The following is a 14,660-nucleotide window of genomic DNA, read 5'->3' on the forward strand; positions in this document are numbered from 1 at the left end:
GTATTTGTCAAAGTATGTTATGTGAATGTTTCCTTTATATGGGGAAAAGTTTATTTGTGTTCAAGCTTCGCTTTCTCGGCATTCAAAAGCTCAATATTAATATTCTTCTCACTAGCAGTTTTATCAACCCAGAGGTTCAGAGAATCAATAGCCAGGGAAACCTCATCCAGCTTTTGGCTGATATATGCAAAGTCTTTGATTTCATCGTCGGTGATCTTACCGTCTCTGGCGATCTGGATCAGACGGCTGGTGAGAGGGTTGATCTCATTAAGACTAGCGATGCTTTCCAGGATAATGGTAGAAAGCTCGGAAACCTCGATCTCCGGTACATACCGGTCCCCGATCATACACTTGTGAGAACAGTAATAATTGCATAAGTCAGGATGCTTATAGCAGTCAGCCATCTGGATGATGTCGTAAGGGGTTGGTTCCTGCAGTTCGTATTCGATCTTTTCAATCCTGGAGGCAGAAACACCGGTCATTTCCTGGCTGGCTTTTTCGCGGGTCAGACCCTGTTCTTCTCTGTATTGCTGATAAATAGTTTTGTTTTCTCTGGTAGATTGTTTCCCCATGGTTCAGTCTCCTCTGTTAATTCTCCAAAATAGGGAAATATATGAAGTTATTTCAACATATAGAACGTTTATTTTTACAGATGGTTCTATTATACTGGATTCATCGAGTGACAGCAAGGGCCGACAAAGAGAAAGAGGTGGCTGTGTGGACGTGACAAGAAGATTGCAGATGATACGGATCCTGGAAAAAATGGAAAGAGATCCGAAATTCAGTGAAAAGCTTGGAATCATAAATAAATCAAAATTTATATCAGTAAATATAACTGGAGAAAAGGAGAAATTATGTTGACGTTATTATTTATCATATGTATGTTTGGAGTTTTTGGAAAGCTGTTTTTTTTCGGCCTGAAAGCAGCCTGGGGGATATCTAAATTTATATTAACGCTGGTATTCCTGCCGTTGATCCTGATCGTAATGGTAGCAGGAGGACTGATCTCCCTGGCATTGCCGATACTTCTTGTTATTGGTATTGTCGGACTGATTGCATCAAAAGCATAAGGAAATAAACAGCAAACGCGGATTATGAATAACCGCCTGGAAAAAGGAGGAACAATTATGAGTAAGAAAGAAGGATACAGCAGACCAGGTTTATTTGGAGGCATTAATCACTATGATGCCAATGGTCATAAGATTGGGGAAAGCAGACCCGGATTGTTCGGAGGGTATAATGATTATGATGCCAAAGGCCATAAGATCGGAGAAAGCAGACCTGGTATTTTCGGAGGAATGAATCATTATGATGCCAAAGGCCACAAAGTAGGAGAAAGTCGTCCGGGAGTATTTGGCGGAGCAAACCATTATGATGCAAATGGCCATAAAACAGGCCATAGCAGCAAAGGAATCTTCGGAGACTGGAATCACTACGACGACTGATCGAAAATGAAATACATGTACAGTATTATTGACGGCAGATCCACAACAAAGAATCTGCCGTTTACTTATTTGACAAATCCGGTAAAAATTCTGTTGTACAACTGTAGAAAAACCAATTATAATTAAAAATTAAAGGACACAGAATTATCAACAGATTGGAGAAATATATGAGATTAAGAAGTCAATCCGCACGGACTTTATTATATGAAGAAGTAGTAGAAGAACTTTACAGGCTGATCGATGAGAAGCATATCCAGCCAGGTGGCAAGCTTCCGCCGGAAAGAGAACTGATCGAGCAGCTGAAAGTCAGCCGGAATGTGTTAAGAGAGGCATTTCATGTTCTGGAAACCAGAGGTGTGATCGTTTCTCACCAGGGAAAAGGAAGATTCTTAAGGGAACAGCCAGGCCACGGATCCGAGAAACGTACAGAAAGTCTCAGCAAAAATCTGGAACGCTATTCCATGCTGGAAGCTTATGAAGTCCGTCAGGTTCTGGAAGTAAAGGGTGTGGAGCTGATCATCCGTAACGCATCCGAAGAAGACATTGATGATCTGGAAAAAGCTTACAAAAAAGTGGAACATACCTACGAGACAACCGGAACTACAACCGGTGAATTTGAACTGCACAAGCTCTATGCGGAAAAAACCGGCAGTATGTTCATGACCCAGACACTGGAGCTGGTCCTGAATGCGATCTTGGATATGATGTATGGGCAGTTTTATGATGTGCTGGAAGCCACTTCCGAAAAGCAGGAGCTGGAATCACATCGTCAGATCATTGATGCGATCCGCAGAAGGGATACGGAAGCAGCACAGAAGCTGATGCAGGAACATCTTCAGGTAACGATGGATATGCTGAGGGATAATTGATTAAATATGCATTTAGCTAAAATGCCAGAAGTTCCCGGCCTTTGCTTGGAAAAAATCATGGACCGGGGGCGGAAACAGGCGAAAAAGTACAGGATAATGAAAAAACCATTGACGAAAAGCACCTTCGGGTGCTATTCTTTATAAACAAGTGGGTGACCAAGTGAACAAATATTAATTCAAAAAGAATGAATATGTATTCAGACGATAATTCACAATCCAGAAAGAACAGAAAGGAATACACAATGGGAAATTTAAAATGGCCGGAAGGTAAAAAATGTGCGGTAATGTTTACCTTCGATGTAGACGGAGATACCACCTGGGAAAACGGAAACCGTGGACTTCCAAACGGTGAGAAATACATCAAATCCTTATCCGTAGGCCAGTACGGACCAAAGCGCTGCGTAGACCGTATCCTGGATATGCTGGATCGTTACGGTGTAAAAGCAACATTTTTTGTACCGGGGCTGACAGCTGAACGTTATCCAGATGTGATCATGAGGATCGCAGAGGCAGGACATGAGATCGGACATCATGGATATGCACATGAGAGATTTGCGGGAAAAACAACAGAGGAGCAGATCGAGATCATTGAGAAGACTCAGGCAATCTTTAAAAAGCTTATCGGTCATGAAGTAACAGGCTTCCGTACTCCATCCGGTGACTGGGCAAAGATCACACCGCAGCTTCTGTATGAGAGAGGCTTCCGTTATTCAAGCTCCATGCGTGGTGACGACAGACCATATCGTACGATCATAAACGGTGAGAAAACAGATTTTATCGAGATCCCTACGAAATGGGAAGTAGATGATTACGTAGCTATGGCATATAACATGTATCCGGCAGAACCGGCAGGACAGGACAGGATTTCCAGCTATCGTCTGGTAGAAGACAATTTTATGAGAGAGTTCCGCGGACATTACAGAGAGGGGCTTTGCATTTCTTATATGAGTCATCCCCAGGTAATTGGTTCCCCTGGAAGGATCCAGATCCTGAAACATATGCTGGAGCAGATCACATCCAAAGAGGATGTCTGGGTGGCAACAGGAACGGAAGTATCAGACTGGTATCGAAGCCATTCACAAGAACAGGAGGAGAAATAAGGATGAAACTGGAAAGACCAAAGTGGCCGGAAAACAAAAAATGCAGCGCCATGATCACCATCAACCTGAATGCGGAACTGTTCTGGCTGCAGTTAGATCCCACCTGCAAGGATATGCCGAAAACACTGTCTCTTGGACAGTACGGAATGACAAGAGGCGTGGACCGTATCTTAAAAATACTGGAAGAACGGGGCATCCGCGCAACATTTTTTACTCCTGGATGGGTGGCAGAGCAGTATCCGGATAAGCTGAAAGCTATTGTGGAAAAAGGCCACGAGATCGCAGCACTGGGATATCATCATGAGCATATGGCATTATTATCCGAGGAAGAGCAGGAAAGCGCCATCAAAAAAGGAATCGCTGCGATTGAAAAGGTATGCGGCGTTACACCGAAGGGATTTCGTTCCCCGGAAGGCGAGCTGACCCTGGATACGTTGCGGATCGCAAAGAAAAACGGCCTGGTGTATTCCAGCAATCTCTGCGATGATGACAGACCATACTGGAAAGATCTGGGTGAGGATAAGATCCTGGAGATCCCTATTCACTGGGTAAACTATGATCTTCCGTATTTTGCGTTCAACTATCATCCGGCATTTCCGGCAGGCCAGGGCAGGATCGCAAATTATACAGGAGTTCTTAACAACTGGAAGGATGAATTTTTCGGATGCCATGAATACGGCCTCTGTTATGTCCTTCAGCTGGATCCGGCAGCCATCGGAGCACCGGGCAGGATCGGACTTCTGGAAGAGCTTCTGGATTATATTGAAACTTTTGATGGTGTATGGTGGACAACCGGTGAGGAAATGTATGACTACTGCCTGAAAAATCAGCAGGAGAAGTAAGATGGCATACGTATAACGGGAAAAGAAGGGAGAGCGTTTCATGGCTCATATATTTGAACTTGTAAATCAGCTTTTTGCGCAGGTGGTTCCGGTAGCAGATTTTCTCTGGGACTTTCCGACAAACATTGATGCATATGCAAACATTCCGATCTTAGGACGGCTGTCCATTGCATTTCTGCTTCTTCTTGGAGGAAGTTTGTATTTTACTTTACGTTTTGGTTTTGTGCAGGTAAAAGAATTCAAGACAGGAATCCGTCTTCTGACTTCCAAACAGCAGGCAAAGGTTGGAACTTCCCAGCTGGCAGCTTTTCTGGTCAGTATGGGCGGCCGCGTCGGTGCCGGAAATATTGTAGGTGTAACCGGGGCGGTAACCATTGGAGGACCGGGAGCGATCTTCTGGATGTGGGTTTCCGCATTCCTGGGGATGGCGACATCCTTCTGTGAAGCAACACTGGCACAGATTTTTAAAGAGAGAAAAGGAAATGAATATGTAGGAGGTTTTACCTTCTATATCCAGAAGATCTGGAAAAACAAAGCATGGATCGGTGCGGCAATGTGCATCATGTATCTGATCTACAACATGCTGAGTATTCCGGTACATACCTTCCATGTATTTACAGCAGTAAGCTCTATTGCAGATGAAGTAACAGGAAAAACAACACAGGTAACAGATCCCCTGTACTATGTGATCGCAGTTGCCATTATCGTGGTCATCGCAGTTATCACATTTGGCGGAATCAAAAGCGTAACAAAATTTTCCGATGCGGTTGTACCGGTTATGGCAGGGTTATATGTTCTCATCGTACTGGTACTGATCGTTCTGAATATCGGAAAAGTGCCGGGATTCTTTGCGGCTGTATTTGTAGGAGCATTTAAACCAAGCGCTATCTTTGGCGGAGCATTTGGTGTGGCTATGGCACAGGGACTGAAACGAGGACTTTTATCCAATGAGGCTGGTATGGGTACTGCAACACAGGCCTCCTCTATTGCGGATGCCAATCATCCGTGCGAGCAGGGATTCATTCAGTCCATCGGTGTATTTGTAGATACCATCGTGATCTGCTCTCTGGCTGGTTTTGTGGTAACTGCAGGTGCTATCTGGAATAATCCGTCCATTGACTGGGATGTGATGAAGGCAAACAAGATCGGAACGTTCCTGACTTCCGTCAAGGAGCTGGTACCGGGAGACGGAATCCTGGATGTGATCGTATTTATCATCGTGGTCGTTGCATTTGGACTGTTTGCATTTACAACACTTCTCTGTGACCTGACTTATACAGAGATCGCTGCAAACAAGATTTCCAAGAATAAAAAGTTCATCTATTTTACAAGATGCCTTGGAGCGCTGATCTTCGTTCCACTTGGAACCCTGACTGTATTATCCGGACTTCAGCTGGATAACCTGTGGTATGTATCTGACCTGATCAATGTAATCCTGATCTTTGTCAACATCCCGACACTTCTGGTTGGAAGAAAACTGGTTACCAAAGCATATGAGAATTATAAGAAAAATCCAGGCAGGCGTTTTGTGGCATCTGATATCGGAGTAGAATCTGAGGTATGGACTGCGGAGGCAGCAAAGGAGAACAGATAAAAAATGAAAATAAAAGTAATCATGTCAGACAAAGCCATGAGCAGAGAAACTATGGATGCACGTGAGAAAATGCTGAAAGTGGCACTTTCCTCCGATGCAGAGGTTTCCGTGGACTGTATCAAAAAAGGTCCGGACGAGCTGGACTGTAATACAGATGAGGCCTTTGCTGCGGCGGAAATGGTGAAGGAGAGTATCCGTGCGGAAAAAGAAGGATACGATGCCATTGTGATCTACTGCTTCAGCGATGTGGGAATTGATGCCATCCGTGAAAATGTAAGAATTCCGGTGATCGGTCCCGGAGAAACCAGTCTGGCTGCGGCGAGCATGATCTGCAACCGTTTTACGGTGCTGACTTCCGAGAGTATCAATATTCCAAGAACCTACCGTCGTCTGATGCGAAACGGCATTGCCAGGGAAAAAATGGCAGCAGTCCGGGCGCTGGATATTCCGATCGGAGAACTGCGCACCAATCCGGAGGCTACAGAAAAATATCTGAAAGCTGTCTGCAAAAAAGCAGTGGAGGAAGATCATTCCGACGGGATCATCTTAGGTTGTCTTGGAATGGCAGGATATGGAGAAAAGCTGGAAAAGGAACTTCCGGTGAAGATCATTGATCCGGCATTTCTGGCGGTTGCGTATGCGGAATTATGTGTAAGAGTTGGAATGCGGCACATTCCGGCAGTTTATCCGGTTTTTACAAACAGCAGCAATGTAGAATTATAAACTGAAAAACAACAGAGCAGAAACACTTTCCGGATTGGATCCGGAAGGTGTTTTTTTGCATATAAAACAGAGATATGAAACTTGTAAATGTCCGATATTTACGGCATAATAACTTTACAGAATGTTTTTAGGAGGAATCACAGTATGAGGAAAAAAATCAGAGGTCTGATAGCAATGGTTATCTTATTGATCTGCTTTTCAGTACCGGCAGCAGCGGCAACAGAAAGTTTTCATTTTGAGCAGAAAACAGCTTCTGTGCAGGTAGGAAAAAACAAAGAGCTGTCTGTTTACAACAATGGAAGAAAAGTAGATCCAAAGAAAGTCCAGTGGAAAAGCAGCAATCCCAAACTTGCAGCCATATCCAATGGAAAAGTCACCGCAAAGAGCTGGGGAAATGTTCAGATTTATGCTGTTTATGGAGGAAAAAAAATTTCCTGTAAAGTGTATACATATAATCAGCTCATATACACAGATTTTACCGGATATAAAACAACTCCGATAAAAACAAAAACAGGAAAAACAATACAGCTGAAGCCGGAAAAGCATGGAAGCGTGGCAATTTATAAATCTTCGAATACAAAAATCGCGACAGTTTCATCCAGTGGTATTGTAACACCAAAAACAACAGGCACAGTCAAAATAACCTGTGTGTCTTTGGGAAGAAACCGGTATATTGCATCTGCGGAAGTGGTTGTCGGAGCAGAACTGAAATCAGTTTCGACTTCTTCAGAAATCGTAATGGATAAAGGGAAACAGAAAACGCTGAGGGTAACTGTCCATCCGGGAAATGCATATGTAAGAACAATAACTTATGCCACATCCAACAGTTCCGTTGTTACAGTATCCAGGACGGGAAAAATTACAGCAAAGGCTCCCGGCCTTGTAAAGATCACAGTGACGGCAGATGGTGGAAAGAAAATAAAAAATACCATACAGGTATACGTTCGAGACAAAAAGACAGGTACATCCAATGCACCTCTGAGTGGAAGTTCTGGTACGATCCTGCACAGAGGATTAAGTCTGGAAGCACCGGAAAACACACTTCCTGCTTTCAGTCTTGCAGGACAGAAAGGTGCGAAGTATGTAGAAACTGATGTACGACAGTTAAAAGACGGGACATTTGTGATTTTTCATGATTCTAATCTGCTGCGTATGTGTGGCGTTGATAAGAGAATTGAAAACCTCACATATCAGGAAGTAAAGAAGTATCCGGTTATTACAGGAACAAATGCTTCTGCATATAAGAATAATATTATTCCTACACTGGAACAGTATCTTCAGTGCTGTAATAAATATTCCATGACACCGGTGATCGAGATCAAATCAAACCTGGATCAGAATGGTGTTGCAAAGTTTAACCAGATCATAAAAAAATCCAGAAAAAGTCCGGTTGTGATCTCGTTTAAGGAAGAACCGCTGATCATGCTCAGACAGATAAACAGAACCGTGAGCATACAGTGGATACTCCGGGATCAGATCACCAGTGCAGCGCTGAATGAATGTGCCAGATATAAATTTGACGTAAGTGCTCAGTATGGATGTACCAACAGAGCTACAATAGCCAGAGCGCATTCGAAAAATATTAAGGTCGCACTGTGGCTGTTTACAGATTCCAGGATTGCAGACTGCTATAAAAACTGGGGTACAGATTATCTTACCTGTGAGAGAATGATGTAAGATGCTGGAGGCTGACAGGTATTCTTCTGTTACGGTTATGCAGAGCATCAGATGGAAGGTCAGAGAATGTTACAGATACCAGTAGAGGAGTTGAAACAGTATGGAAACAGAAATATCAGGAAGATTGCTTATTACCGGAGATCTGCACGGTGATACTGCGGCATTAACGATGATTACCAGACAGCTTCGAGAGGGAGATGCATTATTTGTTGCCGGAGATTTTGGGTTTGTATTCTGGGATAACAGAGATGAGCATGTATTTTTGGATGATGTAGACCGGTTTCTTCAGAAAATAAACGGATATATTATTTTTGCGGATGGAAATCATGAAAATCACCGTGCACTGAATAAATTCCCTGTTGAACAATGGAATAATGCCAGAGTCCATATGATCCGAAGCAGGATCATTCATGTGCTTCGAGGAGAAGTTCTTTGTCTGAAAGGGAAACGAATATTCTGTTTTGGAGGAGCTTTTTCCATAGACAGGGCATATCGTACCCTGAACAAAAGTTACTGGGAGGAAGAGATTCCCTCTGAGGAAGATTATGAGAATGGAAATAAAAATCTTAAGGCCTGTGACTATAAGGTAGATTATGTGATTACACATACCTGTCCGTTAAATCTTATACCTTCACTTGGGGGATATCACTCGGCGATGGAAGAACGGCAATTGCAGAATTATCTGCAGTATGTAAGTGAGACGGTATATGATTCACTGACCCGGTGGTATTTTGGGCACTGGCACAGAGATCAGGAATTTGGCGAAAAGTTCCGTGTGGTCTATCTGGATCTTGTAGATATGGAAACGGGAAAAAAGATCTGGTGATTATCCTTGCTTTTATATTGGTAACAGGCTATACTAATGAGACATATATCTGATTGATGGAGGGTTTTATAAATGAAAATTGCAGCAACATACGATAACGGAAACATTTTCCAGCACTTTGGAAAAACTGAGTTTTTCAAGGTGTATGAGGTAGAGGATAATAAGGTTGTTTCCAGTGAGGTGATCGGTTCCAATGGTACCGGACATGGTGCACTTGCAGGACTTCTTGCAGAGCAGGGAATCAGCGTTCTGATCTGTGGAGGAATCGGTGGCGGAGCACAGAGTGCACTTGCTGAGGCTGGTATTGAGTTATGTTCCGGAGCACAGGGTGATGCAGATGCGGCTGTAGAGGCTTATCTGAAAGGTGAGCTGGTATCTACCGGTGTGAACTGTGATCATCATCATGAGGAGGGACATTCCTGCGGAAGCCATGAAGATGGACACTCCTGCGGCGGACATGAGGAAGGACATTCCTGTGGAAACTGTGGTGGCGGATGTGGTTCCCAGCCGGCTATCACAGGTCCTAATGTTGGAAAAACCTGCCGTACCCATTACAGAGGAACATTTAACGATGGAACACAGTTCGATTCTTCCTATGACCGTGGCGAACCGCTGGAATTCATCTGCGGAGCCGGTCAGATGATCAAAGGTTTTGACGCGGCAGTTGCAAACATGGAAGTCGGACAGGTGGTAGATGTGCACCTGATGCCGGAAGAAGCTTACGGAATGCCGAATCCGGATGCCATCTTTACTCTTGAGATCGCACAGCTTCCAGGTTCCGAGGATCTTACCGTGGGACAGCAGGTATATCTCTCCAACCAGTATGGACAGCCATTCCCGGTTAAAGTAAACGCAAAAGATGAGAAGACTATTACTTTTGATGCCAATCATGAGATGGCAGGTAAAGAGCTGAATTTCAGAATTGAATTAGTTGAAGTGAAATAATAAGAAGTGTTGGGAGGTGCTGTATGGAAGCATATGGCATCTCTCTTTTTGCCATAGTGCAGACAACTTCCGCCACTTCATGTGCATAAATCCGGGAGTTGCCGTAATCGACAAGATAGTGGAAGCGGACATCTTACGGATCTGACCGGGAGAAATTTTTGATGAAAATATCTATGATACCATTTGGATTACTGTCCGGTTTTATGGACAGTAAAGAAATACGGCTCACAGAGCTGGAAGAAGAAGGATTTCGGTTTCGGTTGGCAGAAGAATGTCCGGAACCGGAGTGCTTTCTGATCTGTTTTTATGATATGAAAAAAGCCGGGTATCGGAAGGTGGAGATCCGGAAGTTTGAAATAAACACAGTGATGCTGGCAGCAGAAGAGCGGCGTTTACAGGAAAATTCAGACATTTTTTTCAGAGAGTATTCTGTGAAAGTAGAGCAGAAAGACTATGTACAGGAAGTTCAGCGGCTGGCCGGAGAATACAGCAGATATATCCGTCTGAAACTGAATGGTGACGATGGAGAGCTGGCGGAGGCACTGACTGGTTATCCTGCGGAACTTGATGAAGTGCATTGCGGGAGTCTGGAAGAACAGAAAAAACTGTGGTTTGAAGGAGATTCCATAAAACGAAATCCGGATACAGATCAGAATATAGAACGTGGCAGTATGTGTGAGGAGTTGAGAACTGGCAGAAATGAAAAAGTGTCGTATCCGGCAGTTCCGGAAAAAGAACTGGTGCGGAATTGTGGAAAATATGGCAATAATAGAAGTTCTACAGACACAGAAAGGTCATTCCGGAACAAAGGGACAGAGTTTGCTCTGGAATTAAACGGTACTTCCCTTTATGAAGAATATCTGTGTCGGCTTCTGCCGGATTTTCTGGCGTATTACTGGCAGAAAAATCATCTCACTCAAAGCTGGCTTGCAGGTCGCACACCGGAAAGATTTTATATTGGAAATCAGTTTTGCCATAACCTGTTTCCAACAGAAGAACAGCTTTTTTCTATTATGGATAAAATGCGTTCGGAAGACCTGGAGGTTACACTGGCATTTTCCTATATCCGGGAATTTATGCTTTCGTCCGTGGAAAAACTTCTGGAAAAAGTGGATAACTGGTGTTGTGTTCATGGGGTGAATGTGGAAATTGTGGTCAATGACTGGGCCATGGTGGAGATACTACGTGGAAAAACTTCACATTTAAGTCCGGTTTTTGGGACACTGATCAATAAACGTAAGAAAGATCCGCGGATGAAATATAAATCCGGAGATACCGCATTATTTCAGCACAACAGTCTGAATGCGGAATTTTACCGGGATTTTCTGGCGAAAGAATTTCATATCCACAGATATGAATGGGAATCCTGCGGTTATCCACAGGAGTTTCCACCAGGGAAAAACAGCATTCATCTGCCTTTTTATCAGACGAATACATCCCAGTATTGTCCGCTGTACGCCCTGTGCACCACAGGAGATCGTGGTATGCAGCAGCTTGCGGAACACTGTCCGAAATTCTGTGAAAAATATTCGTTGCTTTACCCGGAACATTTACACATGATCGGGAGGTATAACTCTCTGTTCGGTGTGGATAAAACACTTCTGGAGTCACCGGAAATGTGGAAAAAAATAAAGGGCATAAAACCAGACCGCATTGTGGTGAATCTGTGACAGGGAGGAAAGAACTATGAAGATCACAGCCGGATTAGGCTCCATAGATGAATATGAACGTTTCGTGCAGGCGGGAGCCGATGAATTTTTCTGCGGCTATGTCCCGTTTTCCTGGGCGGAAAGATATGGTACAGTAATGCCGTTAAATCGCAGGGAGGTTTTTTGCTATAATGTTCAGCTTGGGGCATACAGTGAGCTGGAGATTCTATCCCGTATGGTGGAAAAATATAAAAAACCGGTGCATCTTACCTTCAATTCGTTGTATTATCTTCCGGAGCAGTATCCGGAGATCACGGAAATTATAAAGCAGTGCATGGAACTGGGATTTCGAAGCTATATCATTGCAGATCCGGCGCTCCTTGTTTATCTGAAAAACAGGGGGATTTCCTGTGAGATCCATCTCAGCGGAGAGACAGGGGAAGTGAACAGTGAGATGGTAAAAATGTTCCGGCGTTTTCCGCTGAAGCGGATAATTTTTCACCGGAAAAATACATTCCAGGATATGCAGTCCGTGATCGCATCTCAGAGAGCCTTTGAAAAACAGACAGGGATCCGGCCGGAAGAGAGGATGGAATTCGAAGCTTTTGTGCTCAACGAAATGTGTCAGTTTACGGGAGCTTTCTGTAATTCTCTGCATTGTGATGAGATGGGATATCTTTGCAGGGTGCCTTACTGGCTTGGAACGGTACAGGATGGTGATGTTGTTCCGGAAAAGTTGCAGATTCTTCAGGAACGGTCCTGGGAGCAGGAGCCAGATCCATCTGCTTATGATGACACAGGCTATCTCTGTGGAGAAACCGGTTGTGGATTATGTGCCCTGTACAGGATGAGGCAGGCGGGGATCACTCATCTCAAGCTGGTTGGCCGTGGAAATTATGTGGATCACATGGAAAAAGATATCCGGAATCTGCGGACTGCACTGGATATTCTGGAAATGGCGGAAAATGAGGAAAAATTCCAGTGTACGATAAAACGTACAGTGTTCCCCTATGGGTGCAGCGGAAGGTGTTATTATCGATAACAGAGTGTGATAGTTTTCGGTTGAAGTTGCAGTTTTGGGCGGGGTATTATAATATTAAATACTAGTACAGGATCAGGAAAGGATATTGCGAATTTATGCTGAAACAGTTTTTTAAGTATATTTTTCAGAGTATTGCAGGTATGATCGGGATATCGGTTTATATTCTGGCGGATACATTTTTTATATCGGTTCATTCCGGAGCGGACGGACTGGCTGTTCTGAATCTGATCCTTCCGGTATATGGTGTGGTATATGCCATCGGAGCCATGATCGGTATTGGTTCGGCCACCCGATTCGGGATCAACAGGGCCAAGGGGGAAAATACGGATCACTATTTTCTCCAGTCTGTTTTCTGGAGCGTTCTGTGCAGTGTGCCTTTTATCATTACAGGGATTTTTGCACCGGAAAAATTTCTGCATCTTCTTGGCGCAGATGCAGGCCTGACTGCCCTTGGAAAAAGCTATCTCCGGATCATGCTGATCACTACGCCATTATTTATGACTAATTATACATTTACTGCATTTGCGCGAAATGATCAGGGAACTTCCACAGCTATGACCGGTGCGATTTCTGCCAGTCTGTTTAATATTGTGTTTGACTATATTTTCATGTTCCCTATGAAGCTGGGGCTTGCGGGAGCGGCACTGGCGACAGCCATTAGCCCTGCGATCACCATGGCCATCTGTACCACCCATTACCTGGGGAAAAAGAATCACGTGGGATTCCGGTGGGTACGGCCTTCCATCCGTCATCTGGTTTCCTGCTGTCAGCTTGGAATTTCGGCTTTTGTGGGAGAGCTTTCCTCAGCGATTATTACGATCATTTTTAACATGCTGCTTCTTGGAATTGCGGGAAATGTAAGCGTGGCAGCTTATGGAGTGGTGGCCAATCTTTCTCTTGTTGCAATGTCCATCTTTAACGGATTGGCACAGGGAGAACAGCCTCTTATCAGCAAAAGCTACGGAGAAGGACAGCGTGACCATGTAAAAAGCCTGCTTCGCTGGAGCCTGATCGCCAGTGCAGTGCTGGAAGCGGTGACGATTCTGGTGGTGTGGGGATTTACGGATAACCTGATTGCTGTTTTTAACAGTGAAAATAATCAGCAGCTTCTGGATTATGCCCACGTGGGACTGCGGATTTATTTCCTGGGATTCCTGTTCGCAGGGATCAACATTATGCTGGTGGCATATTTTTCGGCAGTGGACCGTGCTGTTCCGGCAATTACCGGATCTCTTATGCGTGGAGTGATCGCCATTGCCATCAGTGCGGTGATCCTTTCCAGACTGTTTGGGATCAACGGAGTGTGGAGTTCATTTTTGAGCTCGGAGATCATTACCTTTGTCGTACTTCTTGTGCTGGCGAAGGCAGGGGAGAAAAGAGGATTGAAAAATGAAATTTGATCGTGTAAGAAAAGAAGAGGCAGATACCGTTTTAAAATTATATCGTTCGTTGCTGGGAACGCCCTACTGTGTGTGGACAGAAGACTACCCGACAGAAAAAGAGGTGGAATTTGATTTTTCCAGAGATGCCCTGTTCTGTATGCGGGACGATGACGGGAATATCATAGGTGTGATTTCCATTGATGATGATCCAAACGTGGAATGTCTCACATGTTGGTCGAAAACCATGGTGCCGTCAGCGGAAGTCTCCCGGGTGGGAGTATACCAGGAATTTCAGAACCAGGGAATTGCCCGGAAACTTCTCGTGGGCGTGATGGAAGAACTGAAGAACCGGGGATATCAGGCCGTGCATCTCCTTGTTGCAAAAGATAATGTAAAAGCGCTCCGTTCTTATGATAAGCTGAATTTTGAGAGCGTGGGAGAGTGCGAACTCTGGGGACATATGTACTGGTGTTATGAGAAAGCATTATAGAAAGAATTGAAAAAAATATGCACTTTTCAGACCGGGTATTGATGAACAACCAGTAAGGGAGGTGCATATTTTTGTA

The 14,660-nt window shown here is 44.2% G+C and carries 15 protein-coding genes; 14 read left to right on the forward strand and 1 reads right to left on the reverse strand.

Going from position 1 to position 14,660, the window contains the following annotated elements; translation table 11 throughout:
• Window positions 1–50: 50 nt before the first annotated feature.
• Window positions 51–572, reverse strand: coding sequence for a helix-turn-helix domain-containing protein (locus tag AC04Q6_RS08985; RefSeq protein ID WP_119248176.1), 522 nt, complete (start codon window positions 570–572; stop codon window positions 51–53).
• Window positions 573–854: 282 nt separating this feature from the next.
• On the opposite strand from AC04Q6_RS08985, the gene AC04Q6_RS08990 reads away from it, so the two are divergent.
• The 14 genes from AC04Q6_RS08990 to AC04Q6_RS09055 all read left to right on the forward strand — a co-directional run bounded on the left by AC04Q6_RS08990 (window position 855) and on the right by AC04Q6_RS09055 (window position 14,584).
• Window positions 855–1,070, forward strand: coding sequence for a hypothetical protein (locus AC04Q6_RS08990; RefSeq protein ID WP_021975988.1), 216 nt, complete (start codon window positions 855–857; stop codon window positions 1,068–1,070).
• A 57-nt stretch (window positions 1,071–1,127) separates the two neighbouring features.
• Window positions 1,128–1,445, forward strand: coding sequence for a hypothetical protein (locus AC04Q6_RS08995; protein WP_181988225.1), 318 nt, complete (start codon window positions 1,128–1,130; stop codon window positions 1,443–1,445).
• 167 nt (window positions 1,446–1,612) lie between these two features.
• Window positions 1,613–2,314 carry a FadR/GntR family transcriptional regulator gene (locus AC04Q6_RS09000; RefSeq protein WP_119248175.1) on the forward strand — a complete coding sequence of 234 codons (702 nt, stop codon included), beginning with the start codon at window positions 1,613–1,615 and terminating at the stop codon, window positions 2,312–2,314.
• A 242-nt stretch (window positions 2,315–2,556) separates the two neighbouring features.
• Window positions 2,557–3,414, forward strand: coding sequence for a polysaccharide deacetylase family protein (locus tag AC04Q6_RS09005; protein ID WP_021976016.1), 858 nt, complete (start codon window positions 2,557–2,559; stop codon window positions 3,412–3,414).
• A 2-nt stretch (window positions 3,415–3,416) separates the two neighbouring features.
• Window positions 3,417–4,256, forward strand: coding sequence for a polysaccharide deacetylase family protein (locus AC04Q6_RS09010; protein WP_021976015.1), 840 nt, complete (start codon window positions 3,417–3,419; stop codon window positions 4,254–4,256).
• A 40-nt stretch (window positions 4,257–4,296) separates the two neighbouring features.
• A complete protein-coding gene (locus AC04Q6_RS09015) occupies window positions 4,297–5,850 on the forward strand; it encodes an amino acid carrier protein (protein WP_187306454.1) in 1,554 nt (517 codons plus the stop codon).
• A gap of 3 nt (window positions 5,851–5,853) precedes the next feature.
• Window positions 5,854–6,573 carry an aspartate/glutamate racemase family protein gene (locus AC04Q6_RS09020; RefSeq protein WP_021975859.1) on the forward strand — a complete coding sequence of 240 codons (720 nt, stop codon included), beginning with the start codon at window positions 5,854–5,856 and terminating at the stop codon, window positions 6,571–6,573.
• A gap of 144 nt (window positions 6,574–6,717) precedes the next feature.
• Window positions 6,718–8,250: a glycerophosphodiester phosphodiesterase family protein gene (locus AC04Q6_RS09025; protein WP_476389646.1), complete on the forward strand. Its 1,533-nt coding sequence runs from the start codon at window positions 6,718–6,720 to the stop codon at window positions 8,248–8,250.
• A 100-nt stretch (window positions 8,251–8,350) separates the two neighbouring features.
• The gene (locus AC04Q6_RS09030) at window positions 8,351–9,076 is read left to right on the forward strand and encodes a metallophosphoesterase family protein (protein ID WP_118071886.1); all 726 of its coding nucleotides are present in this window, start codon (window positions 8,351–8,353) and stop codon (window positions 9,074–9,076) included.
• A 72-nt stretch (window positions 9,077–9,148) separates the two neighbouring features.
• Window positions 9,149–10,021 carry an FKBP-type peptidyl-prolyl cis-trans isomerase gene (locus AC04Q6_RS09035; protein ID WP_021975855.1) on the forward strand — a complete coding sequence of 291 codons (873 nt, stop codon included), beginning with the start codon at window positions 9,149–9,151 and terminating at the stop codon, window positions 10,019–10,021.
• Between the two features lie 161 nt (window positions 10,022–10,182).
• Window positions 10,183–11,691: a hypothetical protein gene (locus AC04Q6_RS09040; RefSeq protein ID WP_476389647.1), complete on the forward strand. Its 1,509-nt coding sequence runs from the start codon at window positions 10,183–10,185 to the stop codon at window positions 11,689–11,691.
• Window positions 11,692–11,707: 16 nt separating this feature from the next.
• Entirely contained in the window at window positions 11,708–12,712 is a 1,005-nt protein-coding gene (locus AC04Q6_RS09045; protein WP_119248172.1) for a U32 family peptidase, read from the forward strand.
• A 95-nt stretch (window positions 12,713–12,807) separates the two neighbouring features.
• Window positions 12,808–14,112, forward strand: coding sequence for an MATE family efflux transporter (locus AC04Q6_RS09050; protein ID WP_476389648.1), 1,305 nt, complete (start codon window positions 12,808–12,810; stop codon window positions 14,110–14,112).
• The gene (locus tag AC04Q6_RS09055; RefSeq protein WP_021975851.1) at window positions 14,102–14,584 is read left to right on the forward strand and encodes a GNAT family N-acetyltransferase; all 483 of its coding nucleotides are present in this window, start codon (window positions 14,102–14,104) and stop codon (window positions 14,582–14,584) included. The genes AC04Q6_RS09050 and AC04Q6_RS09055 overlap by 11 nt, the downstream gene beginning before the upstream one ends.
• Window positions 14,585–14,660 lie beyond the last annotated feature (76 nt).

It is taken from the genome of Blautia sp. HA9023 (assembly GCF_056504095.1).

Bases quoted from the DNA above. Each gene is read 5' to 3' on its own strand.
- AC04Q6_RS08985 (WP_119248176.1), bottom strand. From the start codon at position 572: ATGGGGAAACAATCTACCAGAGAAAACAAAACTATTTATCAGCAATAC.
- AC04Q6_RS08990 (WP_021975988.1), top strand. From the start codon at position 855: ATGTTGACGTTATTATTTATCATATGTATGTTTGGAGTTTTTGGAAAG.
- AC04Q6_RS08995 (WP_181988225.1), top strand. From the start codon at position 1,128: ATGAGTAAGAAAGAAGGATACAGCAGACCAGGTTTATTTGGAGGCATT.
- AC04Q6_RS09000 (WP_119248175.1), top strand. From the start codon at position 1,613: ATGAGATTAAGAAGTCAATCCGCACGGACTTTATTATATGAAGAAGTA.
- AC04Q6_RS09005 (WP_021976016.1), top strand. From the start codon at position 2,557: ATGGGAAATTTAAAATGGCCGGAAGGTAAAAAATGTGCGGTAATGTTT.
- AC04Q6_RS09010 (WP_021976015.1), top strand. From the start codon at position 3,417: ATGAAACTGGAAAGACCAAAGTGGCCGGAAAACAAAAAATGCAGCGCC.
- AC04Q6_RS09015 (WP_187306454.1), top strand. From the start codon at position 4,297: ATGGCTCATATATTTGAACTTGTAAATCAGCTTTTTGCGCAGGTGGTT.
- AC04Q6_RS09020 (WP_021975859.1), top strand. From the start codon at position 5,854: ATGAAAATAAAAGTAATCATGTCAGACAAAGCCATGAGCAGAGAAACT.
- AC04Q6_RS09025 (WP_476389646.1), top strand. From the start codon at position 6,718: ATGAGGAAAAAAATCAGAGGTCTGATAGCAATGGTTATCTTATTGATC.
- AC04Q6_RS09030 (WP_118071886.1), top strand. From the start codon at position 8,351: ATGGAAACAGAAATATCAGGAAGATTGCTTATTACCGGAGATCTGCAC.
- AC04Q6_RS09035 (WP_021975855.1), top strand. From the start codon at position 9,149: ATGAAAATTGCAGCAACATACGATAACGGAAACATTTTCCAGCACTTT.
- AC04Q6_RS09040 (WP_476389647.1), top strand. From the start codon at position 10,183: ATGAAAATATCTATGATACCATTTGGATTACTGTCCGGTTTTATGGAC.
- AC04Q6_RS09045 (WP_119248172.1), top strand. From the start codon at position 11,708: ATGAAGATCACAGCCGGATTAGGCTCCATAGATGAATATGAACGTTTC.
- AC04Q6_RS09050 (WP_476389648.1), top strand. From the start codon at position 12,808: ATGCTGAAACAGTTTTTTAAGTATATTTTTCAGAGTATTGCAGGTATG.
- AC04Q6_RS09055 (WP_021975851.1), top strand. From the start codon at position 14,102: ATGAAATTTGATCGTGTAAGAAAAGAAGAGGCAGATACCGTTTTAAAA.